Source organism: Mesorhizobium sp. WSM4306 (assembly GCF_007003975.1).
In the GTDB taxonomy this organism is placed as follows: Bacteria; Pseudomonadota; Alphaproteobacteria; order Rhizobiales; family Rhizobiaceae; genus Mesorhizobium.
Map to the genome: position 1 here is coordinate 100,134 of NZ_VFTC01000009.1, position 18,806 is coordinate 118,939.

Consider the following 18,806-nt stretch of genomic DNA (forward strand, 5'->3'; position numbering starts at 1 on the left):
CGCTCCCGAAAAGGGCTCACGCTTTGAGGCCCGGGTCATTCCGGGCCTCTTTTTTTGGCAAAGCATTCCGGCTGGCCAGGGCTCGCCATTGTCGTCCGCATCCCCCGCGCGGGGGATGAAAGTGCCCGATGGGTGTGGCATCCAGACCCGCGACTTTGTCCGAACAGGAAGCACGCATGAAAAAAATCTACGAAAAGCCGACGCTCACAAAGCGCGAGAAACTGTCCCGCGTCATCGCCATGGCGTCGGTGCCGATAGAGTGACCTTCGACTCGCGCCTCTCGGAACGGGCGCAGAAGCTGCAGATTGATTGTTATTACAGCTCTCCCCATGCGGGAGATCGAAGCGCGGGGGCAGGTCGCCGAGTACTCGCTCCAAGAGGAAGACTCACCATGAAAAAAGCCTATGAGAAGCCGACGCTGACAAAGCGCGAAAAACTGTCCCGTGTCACCGCTGGCATCCCTTTGTCGCAGCAGGCATGAGTCGAGACGGCTGTGGCGCGCTCTGTGCAAGATCGTCGCCCACGGCCTTATAGTTAATGCGGCCTTAACCTTCCCCCCGATAGTCTGGCGTTCGAATCTGCCGGAGTGCGTCATGCGCCCGGCCAGGCAAAAGCAGACGGGGAAGAGCATGCGTTCAGGGGCTTCAGCACCGCTCGCGCTGACCGATACGGGGCACGGCATCCAGGCATTCGCGCGGCGCCAGGTCGGGCGGCTTGTGGGCGCTGGCCTGTTTGTGGTGGTCGCCTTTGGGGTCGCGGCGTTGGCCACCTGGAACGTCGCCGACCCGAGCTTCTCGCACGCCACCGACAACATCGTCACCAACGCCATGGGCTATGCGGGCGCGGTGTTCTCCGACCTCGCCATGCAGTTCTTCGGCCTTGCCGCGGTCGCCGCGCTGGTGCCGGCGGTGATCTGGGGCTTCCTCCTGTTTTCGGCGCGTGGCGTCGACAGGCTGCCGAAGCGCGGCCTCGCCTGGTTCGGCTTCGCGCTCAATGCAGCGGCGATGGCCGGCTGCGTGGTGCCGCCCAAGACCTGGCCGCTGCCGACCGGCCTCGGCGGCGTGTTCGGCGACATGGTGCTCAACGTCCCGGGCCTGCTCATTGGCGGCTACCCGACCGGCCTCGTTGCCAGCATCATTGCCATGGTGCTCATTGCGCCGGCGCTGTGGCTGTTTGCCTATGGCTCGGCACTGATTGCGCGCAAGAACGGCTTTGCCGTCATGGAGCGCACTGCCGAGCCCGATCCCCGTGAGGACGACCTGCTCTTCGACGAAGACGAGGATGAGGGCGATGAAGGCATATTGGCGCTCGGCGCAATCACGCACTGGTGGCTCTCCTTCCGCGCGTGGATGCACCGCCGGGCTGTGCGCCGCCAGCAGGAGCGCGACGAGTACGAACCGGAGATGGAGCAGCGCTCCACCGCATGGCGCCGTGCCGCTGAACGGGTCGAATCGGCCGAGTTCGCCGAAGCGCGGATGAGCCCGGATGGGCGCGCCCGCGTCGAGCCGGAATTCTTCGCAGCCATGGTCAATGATCGCAGCGTTTCCGTCGATCCGGACGATGACGACGTTCTCGATGCCGGGTTCGACAATGGTGACGAAGAGGTCGATCTCGACGACGAGCCGGTCCAGCGCCGTGCCTCGCCGAATGCCAAGGTGCAGAACTTCCGCTCCGATGCTGCGACCCGTGTTGCAGCACCTGCGCCGCGTCCCGCCCCTGGCGCCCGCGTCCAGCGCGAGGCGCAGACCTCGCTGATCGGCTCGGAAACGTTCGAAATGCCGTCGCTGCATTTCCTGTCGGAACCGAAGAATGTGGTGCGCGACGCCAGCCTGTCCAAGGACGCGCTGGAGCAGAATGCGCGCCTGCTCGAAGGGGTGCTGGAAGATTTCGGCGTCAAGGGCGAGATCATCGCCGTCCGGCCCGGCCCGGTGGTCACGCTCTATGAGCTGGAACCGGCGCCCGGCATCAAGTCGTCGCGCGTCATCGGCCTGTCCGACGACATCGCGCGTTCGATGAGCGCCATCGCCTGCCGCGTCGCCGTGGTGCCCGGCCGCAACGCTATCGGCATCGAACTGCCGAATGCCAAGCGCGAGACCGTCTATCTCAGGGAGATCATGGCCAGCCGCGATTTCGAAACGACCAAGGCCAAGCTGGCGCTGGCGCTGGGCAAGACCATCAATGGCGAGGCGGTCATCGTCGACATCGCCAAGATGCCGCACGTGCTGGTCGCCGGCACCACCGGCTCCGGCAAGTCGGTCGCCATCAACACCATGATCCTGTCGCTGCTCTACCGGCTGACGCCGCAGGACTGCCGGCTGATCATGATCGATCCGAAGATGCTCGAACTCTCGGTTTATGACGGCATCCCGCACCTTTTGACGCCGGTCGTCACCGACCCGAAGAAGGCGGTGGTGGCGCTGAAATGGACCGTGCGCGAGATGGAAGACCGCTACCGCAAGATGTCCAAGGTCGGCGTGCGCAACATCGACGGCTTCAACGCCCGCGTGCAACTGGCCGAGAAGAAGGGCGAAAAAATCTCGCGCACCGTGCAGACCGGCTTCGACCGCCAGACCGGCGAGGCGATCTACGAAACCGAGAATCTCGATCTCGAGCCGATGCCCTATATCGTCGTCATCATCGACGAGATGGCCGATTTGATGATGGTCGCCGGCAAGGACATCGAAGGCGCGGTGCAGCGCCTGGCGCAGATGGCGCGCGCCGCCGGCATCCATGTCATCATGGCAACCCAGCGCCCGTCCGTCGACGTCATCACCGGCACCATCAAGGCCAATTTCCCGACCCGCATCTCCTTCCAGGTGACGTCGAAGATTGACAGCCGCACCATTCTGGGCGAGCAGGGCGCCGAGCAGCTGCTGGGCATGGGCGACATGCTCTACATGGCCGGCGGCGGCCGCATCCAGCGCGTGCACGGCCCGTTCGTTTCCGACGACGAGGTCGAGAGGATCGTCGCGCATCTGAAGCTGCAGGGCGTGCCCGAATATCTCGACGCCATCACCGAGGATGACGGCGAGGATGAAGACGACGAGCCGTCAGGCAAGGGCGGTGGTGGCGGTGGCGGCAATTTCGAGGATTCCGACGATCCTTACGACCAAGCGGTCGCCGTGGTGCTGCGCGACGGCAAGGCCTCGACCAGCTATATCCAGCGCCGGCTCGGCATCGGCTACAACCGCGCCGCCTCGATCATCGAAAAGATGGAGAAGGAAGGCATTGTCGGCCCGGCCAACCATGCCGGCAAACGCGAGATCCTGGTGCCGACGGAGGACGACAAATTCTGATCAGCTGATACGACCGGGCCAAGCCCTCGGGGGGCAACCTTGAACCTTTTGGTGCGTTACAGCGACCGAGCGCTGTCCGGTCCGCCAAACTTAAGTCTAACTGGGGGTCCACGGACTGCAACGAGACATACACCACACGAGAGTGACCGGCATGAAAAACGACCTCAGCGATTTCGCTCCAAACCGCCGCCAGTTGCTAGGCCTCGGCCTGGTTCTTGCCGGCGCCGCGGCTGTCAATGTCATGCCGGGGTTCCAGCTCCTGGCCTCGGCGCAAGCCGCGGTGCCGCCAGCGGCGCAGAAGATCGCCGACCACTTCTCCTCGGTCAAATCGATGAGCGGCGAGTTCGTGCAGTTCGGGCCCAACAACCAGCAGACCGGCGGCAAGTTCTTCCTCGAGCGGCCGGGCAAGATCCGCTTCAACTATGAAGGCAAGTCGAATTTCCGGGTGATCTCCGACGGCAAGTCGGTGGTCATCCTCAACAAGCGGCTGAACACGTCCGATCTCTATCCGCTGTCGAAGACGCCGCTGAAGCTGTTGCTCGACAACCGGATCGACCTCTCCGGTGGCCGCGTCAAATCGATCAAGGAAGAGAGCGACCTCACCACCATCCAGCTCGCCGACAAGTCGGTGTTCGGCAATTCGAAGATCACCATGATGTTCGATCCGAAATCCTATGATCTGCGCCAGTGGACCATCACCGACGCGCAGGGCAAGGACACGACCGTGATGATCTACAACACCAAGGAAGGCGTCAGCTTCCCGCCGGACACGTTCGCCATCGATTATAAGGCGAACCGCGAGGTCAACACCAACGGCGCCAACCGCTAATTTCTGGTGCCCTGAGGACGCCGGGGTTCACAATCGGCACCCGGCTTGTCTTTGCACCGTCCGGCTGGCAGTAGTTTCCGGAATTGACCCTTCAAACAAGGTCCCGTCAGAACCATCCGGTCCTGGCGGCCTTGCGCCCGTCCGGACCCCGCCGCATGCCCTTTACCGTTGCCACCTGGAATATCAACTCCGTGCGTTTGCGCATGCCGATCGTGGAGAGGCTGCTCAACGAGTATGTTCCAGATGTGCTTTGCCTGCAGGAGACGAAAGTTCCCGACGAGCTGTTTCCGGAAAAAGCCTTCCGCAAGCTCGGCTACGAGCACATCGCCTTCCACGGCCAGAAGGGCTATCACGGCGTGGCCACGGTGGCGCGGCGGCCGATCGAGATTGTCGAAAAGCGGCGCTTCTGCGAGATCGACGACAGTCGGCATTTGTCGGTCAAGGTACAAGCCGGCGGCAAGGCGATCCTGATCCACAATTTCTATGTGCCGGCCGGCGGCGACGAGCCCGATCCCGAGATCAACCGGAAATTCCGCCACAAGCTGGATTTCGTCGCCGAGATGAACGCCATCCGCGCGGCGCACGATGAGGTGTCAGCCTCGATCCTGGTCGGCGACCTCAACATCGCGCCGCTGGAGCACGATGTCTGGTCCCACAAGCAATTGCTCAACGTCGTCAGCCACACGCCGGTCGAGACCGAAAATTTCGAGGCGATGCGCATCGCCGGCGACTGGGTGGACCTGATGCGGCTCAACGTGCCGCTTGAAGAAAAGCTATATACCTGGTGGAGCTATCGCGCGCAGGACTGGGAAGCGTCCGACCGCGGCCGCCGGCTCGACCATGTCTGGTCGTCGCCGAACCTGGTGTCCAGTTTTGCCGGCTACGAAATCCTGCGCGGGGCACGCGGCTGGGACCGGCCGTCGGACCATGTACCGGTGATTGCACGGTTCGATCTGGAGTAGGGACCGTCAGCCCCCAAACCGTGGCGCCAGTTTCTCGATGCGGGCGATCATGGCCTGGAAATCGTCGAGGATGCGCTGGTGCAGTTTCACCGCCACGTCGGGATATTCCTCGAGAATGCGACGGAACATCTTGCGGCTGAGCCGAATCACTTCCGAATCGATCTCGGCCGATGCGCTGGTCAGCCGGTTGGTGTCGGCGATCAATGCCAGTTCGCTCAGGATCGTGCCGGGGCCGGCGGTGCCGATCGGGACGCGTTCGCCATTCTGCTCGCGATAGAGCACGATGCGGCCGCTGACCACGATATAGGCCGAATCGGCCTCGTCGTCCTCGCGGTAAAGCTTGTGGTCGGCCTGCAGATGCGTGGCTTCGGCGCCGAAGGCGAGCAGGCGCAGCTGTTCCTGCGTGAAACCCTCAAAGAGCTTCACGGCTGACAGGATGCGGATGTCGTCATCCAGCGCCATCTCTAGCTGCGTCCCCGAACGGTCAGTCCAATCCCTCCCTTAGAGCGCCGCGCGTCCTCCTGGTCACGCAAAGGACGCTCCAACATTTTTCAATCTGCGCAGCGTTGTTCCCAAAAACCGAATCGATTTTCGGGCCGATGCGCGGGTCGATCCAGGCCCTCCAGCCCGATCGTACCCTGAAACAGTCCCGCCCCGACCGCCAATTGAATAATGAAATGTTTAAGGAACCAGCTTGTAGCCGCCGCTTTCTGTCACAAGAATTTCAGCATTGGAAGGATCGCGCTCGATCTTCTGGCGGAGCCGGTAGACGTGGGTTTCCAGCGTGTGCGTGGTGACGCCGGAATTGTAGCCCCACACTTCCTCGAGCAAGACGTCGCGCGTTACCACCTTTTGGTCGGCGCGATAGAGATATTTGATGATCGAGGCCTCTTTCTCGGTCAGCCGCACCTTGGCGCCGCGCTGGTCGATCAGAAGCTTCTGGCTGGGCTTGAACGTATAGGGACCGACCGAGAAGGTGGCGTCCTCGCTCTGCTCGTGCTGGCGCAGTTGCGCGCGGATGCGGGCGAGCAGCACGGCGAAGCGGAACGGCTTGGTGACATAGTCGTTGGCACCGGCCTCGAGGCCCAGAATCGTGTCGGAATCGGTGTCGTGGCCGGTCAGCATGATGATCGGCGCCTTGTAGCCGCCCTTGCGCAGGATCTTCACCGCCTCGCGGCCATCCATGTCGGGCAGGCCGACATCCATGATGAGCAGGTCGATGAGCCCACCGCGCGCAGCAGCAACACCTTTGGCGGCGGTCGCTTCCTGCAGGACGTCGAATTCTTCGTAAAGGGCGAGTTGCTCGACGAGGGTTCCGCGCAGGTCGTCATCGTCGTCAACGATAAGAATGGTACGTGATGTCATGGATCAATCCGTTGTTTTGAAAAGAATTTTCAGTTGACCGACCCCCATTTATGCGGAAGCTGACCGGCGCAACAGTCCGATCACAGTGATTTGTTCCGTGACACGATCATACAAGAAAAAACGCGTTCGCAATGCAGCCGGCGCAATTTTGCCTAAAGGGCTGCGGGTGCTGGTGGTACGTGCGAGGCCCGGCAACCCAAGCCAGGGGATTTTGCAGGCCGGCAGCAAGGTGTTCGCGTGCGCGCTCGGACGCGGCGGCATCTCCGCCAACAAGCGCGAGGGCGACGGCGCGACGCCGCTTGGCGAGATGCGCATTCTATCGGGATATTTTCGGGGCGATCATTTTGCGGCGGCCCGCAAAACCCGGCTGGCGATGGCGCCGATCGGGCCCGATCTCGGCTGGTGCGAGGTGCCGGACGACCGCAACTATAACCGGCCGGTGAAAATCCCCTACGGCGCCAGCCATGAGCGGATGCGGCGCGATGATCGCCTCTATGACGCCTGCCTGGTGCTGGACTGGAACATGGCGCCGCGGCGGCGCGGCCGCGGCAGCGCCATCTTCTTCCACCTGGCGCGCCCCGGCTTCACGCCGACGCAAGGCTGCGTGGCGGTGACCGCGCGGACGATGGCGCGGCTATTTCCGCTGATTTCGGACCGGACGGTGGTGAGGGTGGTAAGGTAGGGAGTAGGGAGTAGGGAGTAGGGAGTAGGGAGTAGGGAGTAGGGCCGGGTGTCGGCGCAGCCTGGATTTTCCCTACTCCCTACTCCCTACTCCCTATTCACTACCGCCTGTTCCTCTGCCAGCCGATATCCAGCAGTCCCAGCCGGCCGAGTTCCCGGTCCACTGCCCGGGTTACGTCCTTGCGCTTGGCGCCGATGTCGCGCAATTGGCGATCCGACAGATCCTCGACATCCTGGCGTGGCAGGTTGATTGCAACCCTTGCCTGGCGAAGCCAATCCGTTACGGCGACAAACCAGTTCGAGCGAGCGGCTTGCGAATTCAAAGCGATGATGGACATGATGTGCTCCGTGTTCCGCCAGATATCAAATCTGGCTTGATGGTGTGTCGGTGGATGCATCATGCCGCATTGAAATCTATGAGAGAAATGAGTAGTTCTTTTCGGATCGTCAAGTTTAATTTGAGGATAAGGTGATGTCTCGCCTGCTGCCTGGAACCCGCGCGCTGAGGACGCTGGAAGCCGCCGCCCGGCATCTTAATTTCACCCGTGCCGCCGACGAGCTTGGGCTGACGCCGGCCGCGGTCAGCCACCAGATCAAGGAAATCGAGGATCAGCTCGGCATCGTGCTGTTCACCCGCACCAGCCGCACCATCCGGCTGACCGAGGCAGGCACGGTGCTGTTCGAAGCCTCGCTTGATGCGCTCGACCTGCTCAACCGGGCGGTGTCGCGGGCGCGCAAGCTGACGCGTGGCACGGCGCTGCTGAAGGTAACGCTCGACGCGCAGTTCGCGTCAAAATGGCTGATGCGGCGCGTCGACGATTTCCGCAAGCGTCAGCCCAATATCGAGCTCCGGTTCGACATCGCCTACGAAGTGCGGGATTTCGAACTCGACGATGTCGATGTCGGCATCCGCTTCGGCGCCGGCAAATATCCGGGGCTTCGCGCCCATCGCCTGTTCGACAACATCCTCATTCCGGTGTGTAGTCCAGCGCTGCTGACCTCAGGTCCGCCGCTGCGCGAGCCGCGCGACCTGTTCAATCACACGCTTGCCCATATCGAATGGTCGCGCCAAGGCGTGACATGGCCAAACTGGCGGATGTGGATGGCGGCGGCCGGCGTCAATGATTTCGATGACAGCCGGACCGTCGTGTTCGGCAACTCTACCGATGCCGTGCAGGCGGCGCTCGACGGCAATGCCGTCGCGCTCGCCGACTTCGCCATGGTGGCAAACGACCTTTCCCAGGGCAGGCTGGTGCAACCTTTTGAACTCGGCCTGCGGGTGGGGCCAGAATTCGGCTATTTCCTGGTCTATCCCGAAAGTGCTGCCGACGATCCGCGCATCATCGCCTTCCGCGAATGGATCCTCGATGAAGTCGCCAAGACGAAGACCTGACGATTGCTGCAGGCCTCAGCCGGCGACGACCGGTGCGCCGAACCAGCCGATCACCGCGCCGATGATCAAAAGCACGCCGAGCCAGTGGCCACCGTCGATCAGGGTCAGGTCCCAGCCGAAATTCTCATAGCGGTGGTTGACCGACAGCGTCGTGGCGACAAAGCCGAGCCAAAGAACGAAGCCGAAAACCAGGCCGGCGGTAAGGGCCGGTTCGCCGCCCGTCATCGCTCCAACCACCAGGGCCACGACCAGCGCCATGATGAGTTCGGCAATGAAGGAGATGACGAAGGGCAGCTTCGATCTGCTCATCGTTGCCGGATCGAGCTTGGCCGCCTTCAGCCACGGCTTGCTCAAAGCCATGTACCAGACGGCGCCGAACAGCCAGGCCACCACGGCCGCGACAACCACCGCCAGCCAGTTCACTGCCGAAAAATCCATAAAGTCCTCCCCTCAAGCATGTCGCCCAAAAGCGCGAGCGGTTTGGGAAAACGACTTGCGTATTCTTCAAATCAATCTCGCGATGGAACGCCTGTTCGGCAGCGCCGTCAAGCGAAGCGCCACACGGTGGTGCGCTTGACCAGAGCATCCTCCAGCGCCCGCGTCACCGCCACTTCATAGACGGCCAAAGGCTCCAGTCCGGCCTTGGGCATGTAGGAGCGGCCGGGGTCGCCAACGAGGACGTCGGCGCCGCGCGCCTTCAGTATCGAAAACCACGGCATCAGCGTGTCGGCAAAGGATCTGTCGTAGAAAACGTCGCCGGCCAGCACAACGTCCCAGCCGGCATCGGTGCCGATGCAGTCGGTGCCGCAAAACTCGATTGCCACGCCATTGGCCTCGGCATTGAGGCGGATCGCCGTTTCGCAGAACGGGTCGATGTCGGTGGCAATCACTTGCGCGGCACCTGCCTTCGCGGCGGCGATGGCGACAAGCCCGGAGCCTGAGGCGAAGTCGAGCACGCGTTTGCCGCGCACTTCAGACGGATTGTCGAGGATATAGCGGGCAAGGCCTTGCCCGCCCGCCCAGGCAAAGGCCCAGAAGGGCGGCGGCAGGCCGATCTCGGTCAGCTCGTCCTCGGTCCGCTGCCAGAGGTCGTGCGCCTCGTCGGCAAGCCGCAGAAAAATCTCCGGCACATGCGGCGGCGCCATCAGCGCCGTGTTGTCGAGAATGAACTTTTTCGCGCTGTTCGGAGTGAGGACCGTCACGGAGCCGGCGTCAGGCCGCCCATGCGGCAGACTTCCTTCCATTCGGCCGGCGTGACCGGCTGTACGGAAAGCCGCCCGAGCCGCACCAGCGCCATCTCGGCCAGCTTGGGATTGGCTTTGACCTGTTCCAGCGTCGGCGGGTTCGGCATGTCCTTGAAAGCGCGGATGTCGACGCATTCCCAGCGCGGATCGTCGGTGGTGCTATCCGGATGGGCAAGCCCGCAGACTTCGGCGATGCCGACGACGTTCAGCCCCTCATTGGAATGGTAGAAAAAGCCCAGATCGCCGATCTGCATCGCCTTCATGTTGTTGCGCGCCGCATAGTTGCGCACGCCGTCCCATTGCGTGCCGGCCTTGCCCTTGGCCTTCAGCGCCTCGAAGGAAAAGACCGAGGGTTCGGATTTGAACAGCCAGTAGTTCATGTCTTTGCTCCTCCTTGGCTTGGCCAGGAATTAACTAGCCGCCGGCTTGTTGAAGATCCAGTTCCACTGGCGGATTTCGACGCTTTCGAACAGCCCGGCCTTGGCATAGGGGTCGGCGGCCGACAGCGCCTGCGCGCCGGCCAGGTCCGGCGCCTCGACCACGGCGAGGGTACCGTTCGGCTTGCCGTCGGCATCGAGGAACGGACCGGCAAAGGCCAGTGTCCTGTCGGCGTTCAGGCCCTCGAGAAAGGCGACGTGGGCGGGCCGGGTGTCGACGCGCACCTGCAGGCTGCCGGGCTTGTCCTTGCAAATCAACGCAAACAGCATGCTTTGAAAACTCCGGGTTGGGATTGCGACTACAGTTCGCCTTGAACTGCCGAAACCGCGTTTTCGCTTTTATGGTGCCTTCGGGTCAATGCCAAATGACGATCTGTCGCGTTGGATCTCCGCCCCGCTCAAGGCCAAGGCATTGAAATGATTGATCCACTTGAGTTTGATGAAAGTCACAGACGATATCGCTTCGCCTGAAAGAGCAGACACAGGCAACACCTGGCCTTTGCGATTACTGCTTATAGGACGCGACTGGATATTTCGTAAGTCAAAGATAATCAATTTTCGATATGCTACGCTCCCAGCGGGTCAGTTGTGGGAATGGGGCTGGTTCTTCCAGAACGCCTGAATGGAGGACGCAATGGAGAGCATCGCGGGGGACATGACAGGCAGGATCGACGACGCCACGCCTGCTTTCACGGCCAGCACGGAGACCGATCGTGTTCTCGTTTCTGCAATCATTCCTTGCCTGAACGAAGAATTGACGATCGGCATCTGCATCCGCAAAGCCTTCGATGCCTTCTCGAGGCGCGGCGTCAAGGGGGAAGTCGTCGTCGGCGACAATGGCTCCACGGACAGGTCGGTGGAGATTGCGCAAAAGTTGGGAGCGCGCGTCGTCCATCAGCCGGTAAAGGGCTATGGCGCGGCAATCAGCGCCGCGGCTGAAGCAGCCGAAGGCAAATATCTCATCATGGCCGATGCCGATGATTCCTACGACTGGAGCCAGCTCGGCGATTTCATCGATGCGTTGGAATTGGGTGCGGACTTTGTCATGGGCAATCGGTTCGCCGGCGGTATCGAGCCGGGCGCCATGCCGCTATTGCATCGCTACCTGGGCAATCCCGTCCTGTCCACCATCGCTCGCTGGCTGCACAAATCTCCGATCCGCGACTTCCATTGCGGCATGCGCGGCTTCACTCGAGAGGCATTTCAGAAAATCGGCGCACGCTCGCCGGGAATGGAATTCGCCTCGGAAATGATCATCAATGCGCATCGCGCTGGACTGAGCATTCGTGAAGTGCCGATCAAGCTCTACCCCGACAAGCGAAACCGCGCCCCGCATCTGCGTTCCTTCCGCGACGGTTGGCGCCATTTGCGGCTCATTATTGCTCACGCGCCGGACACGCTTTACCTGATACCTGGTCTTACCTTGCTGGCGACGGGCATTGTCGGCCTGGCTTTGCTTTCGTCCGGCCCGATTGTGTTTAACGGGCATTATTTCGGCATCCACTTTGTCGCACTTGCGTCCATGGCAACTCTCATTGGACTGTCCGCAACACTGCTGGGCATGTTGGCTAAAGTGGCCATCGCCATCTATCACCCGGTTCAGAAAGGACGCGTTGTCCCCTGGCTTAAACGAGGACGCCCTCTGGAATGGCTGGTTGGCGGAGGTGTCTTGATTTTTGCCGGCGGGTTCGCGGTAAACCTGCTCCTCGCTCTTCAATGGTTGCTTGTCGACGAACCGATGGAACAGTCCGTGCACCTCATATTCACCAGCAGCACTGCGTGCGTGGCCGGCGTCTTGATGACTCTGTCCGGTTTTGTGCTGAAGCTGCTGCTTGATAGTCTTGGCGATCCCACCTCCTTCCGAAGGTAAGCTCGCAACATGAAAGCAAGCAGGGCTTCTCCGCGTATCTGGGATACCGACTGGCTGATATTGCGCGGGCTCGCCAGGCTGCTCGAGGAGCAGGCACGCGCCCATGTCAGGCCGGAAACACTGATGGTCGATCTGGGTTGCGGAGACATGCCCTATGCCCGAATGATGCGGGAGATGCGGATCGACTATCGTGGTGCGGATATCGACGATGGCGGATCGCTGCGGATCGATGAGCGTGGCCGGGTGCCGCTTGCCGATGGCGCCGCAGGCGCGGTCCTCTCAGTCCAGGTCCTGGAACATGTACGCGACCTAGACGCTTATTGCGCCGAGATCAGCCGGCTGCTGCGCGATGACGGTGTCCTGTTGCTATCCACGCATGGCACCTGGCTGTATCATCCTCACCCGGAAGATCATCGCCGCTGGACACGAACAGGCCTGATTGCCGATCTCGGGGATCGCGGCCTGATTGTCGAGGATGTCAAGGCTATCGCCGGACCGCTGGCCACGACCACGCTGATCCGTCTGACAGGCTTTGCCTTCTTCCTGCGCCGCATCCCTGTTTTTGGGGGCGCTTTCGCGTCGCTGCTGGCCGTGCTCATGAACCTGCGCGCGCTGCTGGAGGACGCCATCACGCCAGCGTCGATACGCGACGACAATGGATGCGTATTCCTCGTTCGGGCACATAAGGCAATCGCATGAACATGCGTGCGCCTTCCACTTACGTCGTTGTGGCGGCGCTGTGTCTCGCGCTCCACAACGCGGTGATGATTCTTTCGGACCGTGCTGGCTCGCCTTTGTGGCTGGCGGTCCTGTTGTCCTTCGGGATTGTAGCGGCAACCGGCTACGCCCTGCATGGCGTCTTCACGTTCCGCCAGCCCCTGGCTCTGCCCGGTTTTGCAAGATATCTGCTGGCGATGTCGGCCAATGTTCCGCTGGCGTTCATCTTCACCTGGTTCTGGCGCGACTGGACAGGTCTGGCGATGCCTGTCGCGGCGCCGCTTGCGTCGATCTGCATGCTGGCGATCAACTTTGCGCTTAGCCGCTGGGCGATCGGCGCGCCAAAATCCACCTCCGTCAGAAACCCATGAATTTCCAGATGACGATGCCCTCCATCGATCCGCACCTCCTGCAGGGTATCATGTCGCGCCATCTCGCCATGTACCGGAGCAAAGTGCCGTTCTATCAAGCCACGATGCTCGACAGCTTGCGTCAAGTGTGGGCTGGCGATCATCGCAGGCTGCTGGATGTCGGTGGCGGTACAGGCGTGATTGCGCAAGCCATGTCTGAGCTGTTTCCGCTGGAAGAAGTGCAAACGGTGGATCTTGTAGACCGTTTCTGCCCTTCGCTAAGCGTGCCCACGCGCCAGTATGACGGCAAGACGTTGCCCTTCAGGGACGATGCGTTCGACGCGGCAACGCTCAACAACGTCATGCATCACGTGCCGCTTGCGGCGCGAGCAGCGCTTCTCAGAGAGATCCGGCGGGTGGTGGATGGACCGCTCTACATCAAGGACCATGAAAGCCTCCATGCGGTGGATCGTCTACGCCTCACGGCAATGGACGCCATTGGAAACATCCCGTTCGGCGGAATGGTATGGGCGCGTTACCTTGATCGTGCCGAATGGGAGAGGCTCGCCGCCGAGAGCGGCTATCGCATAGCCGCACGCGCAGCGCCGTTGCGATATCGCAAAGGCCTGTACGGATGGCTGTTTCCGAACCGCCTTGAGATTACGCTCCGTCTGGAGCGGGTTTGACGGGCAAGCCATTGCGGATTTTGACGGTAAGCCACTTCTTCGAGGCGCATGGCGGCGGCATAGAACGCGTCGCCGGGCATCTTTGCCGCCGGTTCGCGGATAACGGCATCGAAGCGTCCTGGGCTGCAAGCGATGCCGACCTGCCGCCCGAGGGAAAAGTGGATGTGGTGCCGATTGCCTGCCTCCAGGTGATGGAAAAACGCAACGGCCTGCCGATGCCCATACCTCGTATGCGAGGAATAGCGGCATTGGCGCGCGCAGTGCGCGGCAGCGATTCAGTGGTGCTGCATGACGCGCTCTACGCCACGTCGATCCTGGCAATGGTGGCGGCCAAAATTTACCGCAAGCGAACAGTGCTTGTTCAACACATTGCCAGCGTTCCGTTCTCTTCTCGTATCCTGCGCTTCGCGATGGCGCTCGCAAACCGTCTGGTGACGCGGCCTATGCTAAGGGCGGCGGATGCCCGCGTCTTTATCAGTGACACGGTGCGCCATGAGTTGCTGGGAACCCCCCCGCGGCACTCTTACAGGCTGCTTTTCAACGGGGTTGACCGCAGCATTTTCCATCCGTCGCGGGACTCGACCGGCGATGGGGGCTCTCCGGCGCGAGGACGTCGCGTTCTTTTCGTTGGCCGTTACGTCGAGAAAAAGGGACTGTCGGTGATCCGCGCGCTGGCGACCTTGCGACCCGATCTCGAATTTTCGCTGGCGGGCGCCGGCTCGATCAGACCCAGCGCCTGGGGACTTGGCAATGTTCGTGACCTGGGCACCCGGACGCCCATGGAGTTGGCGGACCTCTATCGCACGGCGGATCTCTTGCTGCTGCCAAGCGTCGGTGAAGGGTATCCGCTTGTCATACAAGAGGCGATGGCCTGCGGCCTCCCGGTGATCTGCGGCGCTCCGGTCCATCTTGCCGACCCCGATGCAGCGGTCTGGCTGCGTGGTGTGAACATCGACCTTAGAGATCCCCAAGGGTCAGCGCATCGTTGCGCTGACGCGATCGATGGTCTTGCCCTGACTGCGGCCGAACGTGATGCGATGGCGGCCCATGCCCTGGCGCACTATGATTGGGAAAAGATGGCCCGCAGCGTGATCGCCTTGGCGTGCAATAGCCAAGCGGTGGCACCGACAGAGAACCGGCAAGAGAACGTTGCCGATGAATGACCGGTCCGCTGTGAAAACCCACATCAGCAATAAGGACTTTTTCGGCATTGCCGAGCGCCCGGCCATAATCGGCCTGAGCGTTCTGATCGCACTTAAGATCATCCTTCTCTTCGCGCTGGCCTATCGCAGCCGGTTCGTCATGGATGAGTTCGGCCAGCTCGGTTACGCGAAATATCTCGGGAACGGCCTGTTTGACACTGTCCAACCGGCCAAGGCGGTAGGTTTCACGATTTTTTCTAAGCTGGCCAATCTCATCGGCTGGGATGCGACCTCCATTATGATCGTGGGGCGCTTCCAGATGGCGCTGCTCGCCTGCGCGACCATCGCCATGATTTATGCATGCGCGCGAGTGCTCAGCCAGGACAAGCCGCGTGCCTTGGCGATTGTCCTGATCCTGCTGTGCTTTTCCAACATCATGGAGCGAATTTTCCGCACGATCTCGGAACCGCTGGCGCTGTTCTTCGCCGTCGCGGCGCTGTTGGTGGTCATCAGCGGGAATTCGGCAAGCGCGAGACGGATTGTCTTCGCTGGCATCCTTAGCGGCCTCGCCTTCCTGACGACCCAGAAATCCATCTATTTCAATGTCGCGCTGGGCACGGGATTGCTCGTCAACGCTTTCATTGCACGACAATACGGAGCCGGGATCAAGCGTGGCGCAGCCCTGGTGCTGGGCTGGATTGTGCCCATCGCCGCGTATTGCGTCATATTTGGCGGCGTCGACCCGCTCCCGATCGCCCGAGGCCTGATATTCGGCCCAGTTGAAGTCGCGAGCCGCGGCGGTGTCGAATATGGCGGCTTGCGACGTTTTGTGCTCCAGACGCTCGTTCACAACGCAATTCTCTATGCATTCTGCTTCGGCGGAATCGTTCTTGGGTTGGTACGTATCGGAGCGTTGGAAGAGAGACAGCGGATTGCGCTGGCGTTCACCGCCGTCATCACGGCCCTGGTTTTTGTTCATGATCAGCCTTGGCCTTATGTCTTCATCATGGCCTTGCCATTCATGGCGCTGTGGTCGCTTGGAGTGCTCGATCGCAATGCGGCTGATGCATTGCCCATGCGTTTTGCGCGGGCGTTGCTCGTGATTGCCGGAGCGATCAGCTACATCAGCAACGGACTGTATCTGCGTATCGACAATCCGGCGCAGCTTGCGCTGATCGCCCGCGCCGAGGCGATGGTCAAACCGGACGAGTTCTATTTCGACGGCATCGGAATGCTGCCCAATCGACAGGAGCCCTCCACCCTCTGGCTCGACCAGTACTATATCTTGAAAACACTGCGGGAAGGCAGCGAATCGGAAGCGTACAAAATCCTCTCGAACACTCCGCCAAAGGTGATTATCTGGTCATATCGCATGGATATGATCGATCCTGTGATTGCCCCTTTTATCCGCGACAGCTACGTCCAGATCGCTCCCAACATCAGAATGGCCGGCCGTCGCCTTCGCTCCGGTCGTCTGGGCGTTTTCAAGGTGCCGGTCGCCGGACGGTACAACCTGTATACGGCGAACGGGCAGCCAGCAGATGGCAACGTCGAGATCAATGGCACCCCGCGTTCCTTGCCTTTGTCGTTGGAGGCCGGTGTCAGCGACGTTGTTCTGCGCAGCGGTCCGGCCGAGGCACTGCTGCTTCCGGAAGGTGATTACGAAAACCTCATCGTCGCCGGTGATGACAATGCCGAGTTGTTCCGAGGTGTATACAATTAGATATCAGCTTCGGTCTTCAGCGGCCGCGTCATCAGGGCAGTCACAGCCTGCCGTATGGTGATCGTGCCGTCCAGTATCGCCGACACCGCAGTAATGATCGGCGCGTCGATGTCGCGCTCGGTGGCGATGCGGGCAGCGATCGCAGCCGTCGGCACGCCTTCGGCGAGCGGCAGGCCGGCCAGCGGTTTGCCTTGGCCCAGTGCCAACCCGTAGGCGAAATTACGCGACTGGGCGGACGAGCAGGTGAGCAGCAAATCGCCGAGGCCGGAAAGCCCCATCAGCGTCTCCGGTTTTGCACCGAAGGACGCGCCGATGCGGCGCAGTTCGACGAAACCGCGCGTCACCATGGCGGCCTGCGCACTGGCGCCGAGCCCGGCGCCGGTGACCGCACCGGCTGCGATGGCAAAGACATTCTTCAGCGCGCCGCCGATCTCGACGCCGATCAAATCGTCGCTGGAATAGCAGCGCAGATTCTGCGCCGAAAACCGGGCGGCAAGCGCGGCCGCCAAAGTCTCGTCGCGAGCGGCGACGACGACAGCGGTCGGCAGGCCTCTGGCGACGTCGGCGGCGAAGCTTGGGCCAGACAAGGCTGCGACAGGGGTTTCCGGCAAAATGTCCGCGACGATTGCCGACAACAGCGCGCCGGTGTCGCGCTCAATGCCCTTGGCGCAAAGAACCAGCGGAACGCCTTTCGGCATATGGGGCTTTGTCGTCGTCAGCATGGCGCGCAGCGCTTGCGCCGGCGCCACGGCCAGCACGCAATTGGCGTCAGTCAGCGCAGCGCCGATATCGCTCGTCGCCGCGATGCCGGGCTCGATGGCGATGCCGGGGAGATAGCGCGGGTTCTCGCCGTTATGAAGCGCGGCGACCGTCTCTTCGTCGCGTGCATAGAGCCGGACATCGTGACCGGCGCGCAGCATGGCCAGCGCCAGTGCAGTGCCCCAGGCGCCGCCGCCAAGCACGGCAACACGCCAGCCGGTCGTCTCCCGGGCGCTCATGCTTTCGCTCCGCGCCGGCCGGAGCCGACCATCGGCGCCGAGATCGAGTCCAACGGCCAGCGCGAACGCGGCACGAAATCTCCGGCGTTTTCATCGGCAATGCCGGCGCGTAGCCGCTCGATGCCGGCCCAGGCGATCATCGCCGCATTGTCGGTGCACAATTTCAGCGGCGGTGCGACGAAGGCAAAGCCGGCCTCGGCGCACTGCTTCTGCAGCGTCGCCTTGATCGTGCTGTTGGCGGCGACGCCGCCGGCAACGACCAGTGAGGGCGTGGTCTTGTCCGGAAATTCCTGGCGGAAGCGGGCAAGCGCGCGGGCCACCCGGTCACCCAGTGCGTCGGCCACCGCCGCCTGGAACGAGGCGCAGATGTCGGCGACGTCCTGCTCGCTCAGCGGCTGGATGGCGGTTGCCGCCTGGCGCACGGCGGTCTTGAGGCCGGAGAAGGAGAAATCGGGTTGCGCCGAGCCTTTCATCGGCCGTGGAAAGGCAAAGCGGGTCGCATCGCCCGCTGCCGCAGCCTTTTCAACATTCGGGCCGCCGGGATAGGGCAGGCCGAGCATTTTCGCAGTCTTGTCGAAAGCTTCGCCCAGTGCGTCGTCGATGGTCGTCGCCCAGCGCTGATAGTCGCCGACGCCGCGCACGGCGACGATCTGGGTGTGGCCGCCGGAGACCAGCAGCAGCAGATAGGGAAAGTCGAGCCCGTCGGTCAGCCTTGCGGTCAACGCATGGCCTTCGAGGTGGTTGATGGCGATCAGCGGCTTGCCGACAGCCGCGGCAATTGCCTTGGCCGTCATCAGGCCGACGATCAGCCCGCCAACTAGGCCGGGGCCGGCGGTGGCGGCAATGGCGTCGATGTCGGTGAGGGCAACGCCCGAATCGGCAAGGGCTGCCTCGACGATGCCGTCCAGCGCCTCGACATGCGCGCGCGCGGCGATCTCCGGCACGACGCCGCCAAAGGCGGCATGCTCCTCGATCTGGCTGAGCACGATGTTGGACGCAATGACCGGCGCGGCGGCGCCATCCAGCGTCACCACGCTGGCTGCGGTCTCGTCGCAACTCGTCTCAATGCCCAGAACGCGGATCAATTCGTCGCTGTCTCCAGAGATTGTGTCG

The 18,806-nt window shown here is 62.1% G+C and carries 20 protein-coding genes; 11 read left to right on the forward strand and 9 right to left on the reverse strand.

Annotated elements, in window-relative coordinates; genetic code table 11:
- Positions 1–629: 629 nt before the first annotated feature.
- From FJV77_RS13340 to FJV77_RS13350, 3 genes are all read left to right on the forward strand, one after another.
- Positions 630–3,296: a DNA translocase FtsK gene (locus tag FJV77_RS13340; RefSeq protein ID WP_142867263.1), complete on the forward strand. Its 2,667-nt coding sequence runs from the start codon at positions 630–632 to the stop codon at positions 3,294–3,296.
- A 241-nt stretch (positions 3,297–3,537) separates the two neighbouring features.
- Positions 3,538–4,125, forward strand: coding sequence for an outer membrane lipoprotein carrier protein LolA (locus FJV77_RS13345; RefSeq protein ID WP_246691254.1), 588 nt, complete (start codon positions 3,538–3,540; stop codon positions 4,123–4,125).
- A 155-nt stretch (positions 4,126–4,280) separates the two neighbouring features.
- Positions 4,281–5,087, forward strand: a complete 807-nt coding sequence (locus tag FJV77_RS13350) for an exodeoxyribonuclease III (RefSeq protein ID WP_142867265.1) — start codon at positions 4,281–4,283, stop codon at positions 5,085–5,087.
- A 6-nt stretch (positions 5,088–5,093) separates the two neighbouring features.
- Here the strand turns inward: FJV77_RS13350 and FJV77_RS13355 are convergent, their stop codons facing one another.
- Both FJV77_RS13355 and FJV77_RS13360 read right to left on the reverse strand, forming a co-directional pair.
- Positions 5,094–5,549: a cyclic nucleotide-binding domain-containing protein gene (locus FJV77_RS13355; RefSeq protein WP_142867266.1), complete on the reverse strand. Its 456-nt coding sequence runs from the start codon at positions 5,547–5,549 to the stop codon at positions 5,094–5,096.
- Between the two features lie 219 nt (positions 5,550–5,768).
- Positions 5,769–6,452, reverse strand: a complete 684-nt coding sequence (locus FJV77_RS13360) for a response regulator transcription factor (RefSeq protein WP_112561232.1) — start codon at positions 6,450–6,452, stop codon at positions 5,769–5,771.
- Positions 6,453–6,618: 166 nt separating this feature from the next.
- Here FJV77_RS13360 and FJV77_RS13365 point away from each other — a divergent pair, with 166 nt between their 5' ends.
- Positions 6,619–7,134, forward strand: a complete 516-nt coding sequence (locus FJV77_RS13365; RefSeq protein WP_246691252.1) for a L,D-transpeptidase — start codon at positions 6,619–6,621, stop codon at positions 7,132–7,134.
- A 100-nt stretch (positions 7,135–7,234) separates the two neighbouring features.
- Here FJV77_RS13365 and FJV77_RS13370 read toward each other — a convergent pair whose 3' ends face one another.
- Positions 7,235–7,471: a hypothetical protein gene (locus FJV77_RS13370; protein ID WP_142867268.1), complete on the reverse strand. Its 237-nt coding sequence runs from the start codon at positions 7,469–7,471 to the stop codon at positions 7,235–7,237.
- Positions 7,472–7,605: 134 nt separating this feature from the next.
- Here FJV77_RS13370 and gcvA point away from each other — a divergent pair, with 134 nt between their 5' ends.
- Positions 7,606–8,526 carry a transcriptional regulator GcvA gene (gcvA, locus tag FJV77_RS13375; protein WP_142867269.1) on the forward strand — a complete coding sequence of 307 codons (921 nt, stop codon included), beginning with the start codon at positions 7,606–7,608 and terminating at the stop codon, positions 8,524–8,526.
- Positions 8,527–8,541: 15 nt separating this feature from the next.
- On the opposite strand, the gene FJV77_RS13380 is transcribed toward gcvA, so the two are convergent.
- The 4 genes from FJV77_RS13380 to FJV77_RS13395 form a co-directional block, all read right to left on the reverse strand.
- The gene (locus tag FJV77_RS13380; protein WP_142867270.1) at positions 8,542–8,964 is read right to left on the reverse strand and encodes a DUF1761 domain-containing protein; all 423 of its coding nucleotides are present in this window, start codon (positions 8,962–8,964) and stop codon (positions 8,542–8,544) included.
- A 107-nt stretch (positions 8,965–9,071) separates the two neighbouring features.
- Entirely contained in the window at positions 9,072–9,770 is a 699-nt protein-coding gene (locus tag FJV77_RS13385; RefSeq protein WP_185970300.1) for a methyltransferase, read from the reverse strand.
- Positions 9,725–10,150 carry an EVE domain-containing protein gene (locus FJV77_RS13390; protein WP_142867272.1) on the reverse strand — a complete coding sequence of 142 codons (426 nt, stop codon included), beginning with the start codon at positions 10,148–10,150 and terminating at the stop codon, positions 9,725–9,727. Before FJV77_RS13390 ends, FJV77_RS13385 begins: the two co-directional genes overlap by 46 nt.
- Before the next feature lie 30 nt (positions 10,151–10,180).
- Positions 10,181–10,477: a YciI-like protein gene (locus FJV77_RS13395; RefSeq protein ID WP_142867273.1), complete on the reverse strand. Its 297-nt coding sequence runs from the start codon at positions 10,475–10,477 to the stop codon at positions 10,181–10,183.
- A 364-nt stretch (positions 10,478–10,841) separates the two neighbouring features.
- Here FJV77_RS13395 and FJV77_RS13400 point away from each other — a divergent pair, with 364 nt between their 5' ends.
- Genes FJV77_RS13400 through FJV77_RS13425 form a run of 6 tightly spaced genes read left to right on the forward strand, consistent with a single transcriptional unit; the run spans position 10,842 to position 16,695 of the window.
- Positions 10,842–12,077 carry a glycosyltransferase family 2 protein gene (locus FJV77_RS13400; protein ID WP_246691253.1) on the forward strand — a complete coding sequence of 412 codons (1,236 nt, stop codon included), beginning with the start codon at positions 10,842–10,844 and terminating at the stop codon, positions 12,075–12,077.
- Between the two features lie 9 nt (positions 12,078–12,086).
- Positions 12,087–12,776 carry a methyltransferase domain-containing protein gene (locus FJV77_RS13405; protein WP_142867274.1) on the forward strand — a complete coding sequence of 230 codons (690 nt, stop codon included), beginning with the start codon at positions 12,087–12,089 and terminating at the stop codon, positions 12,774–12,776.
- Positions 12,773–13,165 (forward strand): GtrA family protein, encoded by a 393-nt coding sequence (locus FJV77_RS13410; RefSeq protein ID WP_142867275.1) that lies wholly within the window; start codon positions 12,773–12,775, stop codon positions 13,163–13,165. The genes FJV77_RS13405 and FJV77_RS13410 overlap by 4 nt, the downstream gene beginning before the upstream one ends.
- A complete protein-coding gene (locus tag FJV77_RS13415) occupies positions 13,162–13,830 on the forward strand; it encodes a methyltransferase domain-containing protein (RefSeq protein ID WP_142867276.1) in 669 nt (222 codons plus the stop codon). Before FJV77_RS13410 ends, FJV77_RS13415 begins: the two co-directional genes overlap by 4 nt.
- On the forward strand, positions 13,827–14,993 hold the full coding sequence (locus tag FJV77_RS13420) for a glycosyltransferase family 4 protein (RefSeq protein WP_142867277.1): 1,167 nt from the start codon (positions 13,827–13,829) through the stop codon (positions 14,991–14,993). The genes FJV77_RS13415 and FJV77_RS13420 overlap by 4 nt, the downstream gene beginning before the upstream one ends.
- The gene (locus tag FJV77_RS13425; protein WP_142867278.1) at positions 14,986–16,695 is read left to right on the forward strand and encodes a hypothetical protein; all 1,710 of its coding nucleotides are present in this window, start codon (positions 14,986–14,988) and stop codon (positions 16,693–16,695) included. Before FJV77_RS13420 ends, FJV77_RS13425 begins: the two co-directional genes overlap by 8 nt.
- On the opposite strand, the gene FJV77_RS13430 is transcribed toward FJV77_RS13425, so the two are convergent.
- Positions 16,692–17,693 carry an NAD(P)H-dependent glycerol-3-phosphate dehydrogenase gene (locus FJV77_RS13430; protein ID WP_142867279.1) on the reverse strand — a complete coding sequence of 334 codons (1,002 nt, stop codon included), beginning with the start codon at positions 17,691–17,693 and terminating at the stop codon, positions 16,692–16,694. The two genes, FJV77_RS13425 and FJV77_RS13430, sit on opposite strands and share 4 nt — an antisense overlap.
- On the reverse strand, positions 17,690–18,775 hold the full coding sequence (gene tsaD / locus FJV77_RS13435) for a tRNA (adenosine(37)-N6)-threonylcarbamoyltransferase complex transferase subunit TsaD (protein WP_185970309.1): 1,086 nt from the start codon (positions 18,773–18,775) through the stop codon (positions 17,690–17,692). Before tsaD ends, FJV77_RS13430 begins: the two co-directional genes overlap by 4 nt.
- Positions 18,776–18,806: the final 31 nt, after the last annotated feature.

What these genes read in the sequence shown, in the direction of transcription:
- FJV77_RS13390 (WP_142867272.1), bottom strand. Translation starts at nt 10,150, where the DNA reads ATGAACTACTGGCTGTTCAAATCCGAACCCTCGGTCTTTTCCTTCGAG.
- FJV77_RS13415 (WP_142867276.1), top strand. Translation starts at nt 13,162, where the DNA reads ATGAATTTCCAGATGACGATGCCCTCCATCGATCCGCACCTCCTGCAG.
- FJV77_RS13405 (WP_142867274.1), top strand. Translation starts at nt 12,087, where the DNA reads ATGAAAGCAAGCAGGGCTTCTCCGCGTATCTGGGATACCGACTGGCTG.
- FJV77_RS13370 (WP_142867268.1), bottom strand. Translation starts at nt 7,471, where the DNA reads ATGTCCATCATCGCTTTGAATTCGCAAGCCGCTCGCTCGAACTGGTTT.
- FJV77_RS13360 (WP_112561232.1), bottom strand. Translation starts at nt 6,452, where the DNA reads ATGACATCACGTACCATTCTTATCGTTGACGACGATGACGACCTGCGC.
- FJV77_RS13350 (WP_142867265.1), top strand. Translation starts at nt 4,281, where the DNA reads ATGCCCTTTACCGTTGCCACCTGGAATATCAACTCCGTGCGTTTGCGC.
- FJV77_RS13345 (WP_246691254.1), top strand. Translation starts at nt 3,538, where the DNA reads ATGCCGGGGTTCCAGCTCCTGGCCTCGGCGCAAGCCGCGGTGCCGCCA.
- FJV77_RS13380 (WP_142867270.1), bottom strand. Translation starts at nt 8,964, where the DNA reads ATGGATTTTTCGGCAGTGAACTGGCTGGCGGTGGTTGTCGCGGCCGTG.
- FJV77_RS13425 (WP_142867278.1), top strand. Translation starts at nt 14,986, where the DNA reads ATGAATGACCGGTCCGCTGTGAAAACCCACATCAGCAATAAGGACTTT.
- FJV77_RS13430 (WP_142867279.1), bottom strand. Translation starts at nt 17,693, where the DNA reads ATGAGCGCCCGGGAGACGACCGGCTGGCGTGTTGCCGTGCTTGGCGGC.
- FJV77_RS13355 (WP_142867266.1), bottom strand. Translation starts at nt 5,549, where the DNA reads ATGGCGCTGGATGACGACATCCGCATCCTGTCAGCCGTGAAGCTCTTT.
- FJV77_RS13340 (WP_142867263.1), top strand. Translation starts at nt 630, where the DNA reads ATGCGTTCAGGGGCTTCAGCACCGCTCGCGCTGACCGATACGGGGCAC.
- FJV77_RS13395 (WP_142867273.1), bottom strand. Translation starts at nt 10,477, where the DNA reads ATGCTGTTTGCGTTGATTTGCAAGGACAAGCCCGGCAGCCTGCAGGTG.
- FJV77_RS13385 (WP_185970300.1), bottom strand. Translation starts at nt 9,770, where the DNA reads ATGGAAGGAAGTCTGCCGCATGGGCGGCCTGACGCCGGCTCCGTGACG.
- FJV77_RS13410 (WP_142867275.1), top strand. Translation starts at nt 12,773, where the DNA reads ATGAACATGCGTGCGCCTTCCACTTACGTCGTTGTGGCGGCGCTGTGT.
- gcvA (WP_142867269.1), top strand. Translation starts at nt 7,606, where the DNA reads ATGTCTCGCCTGCTGCCTGGAACCCGCGCGCTGAGGACGCTGGAAGCC.
- FJV77_RS13400 (WP_246691253.1), top strand. Translation starts at nt 10,842, where the DNA reads ATGGAGAGCATCGCGGGGGACATGACAGGCAGGATCGACGACGCCACG.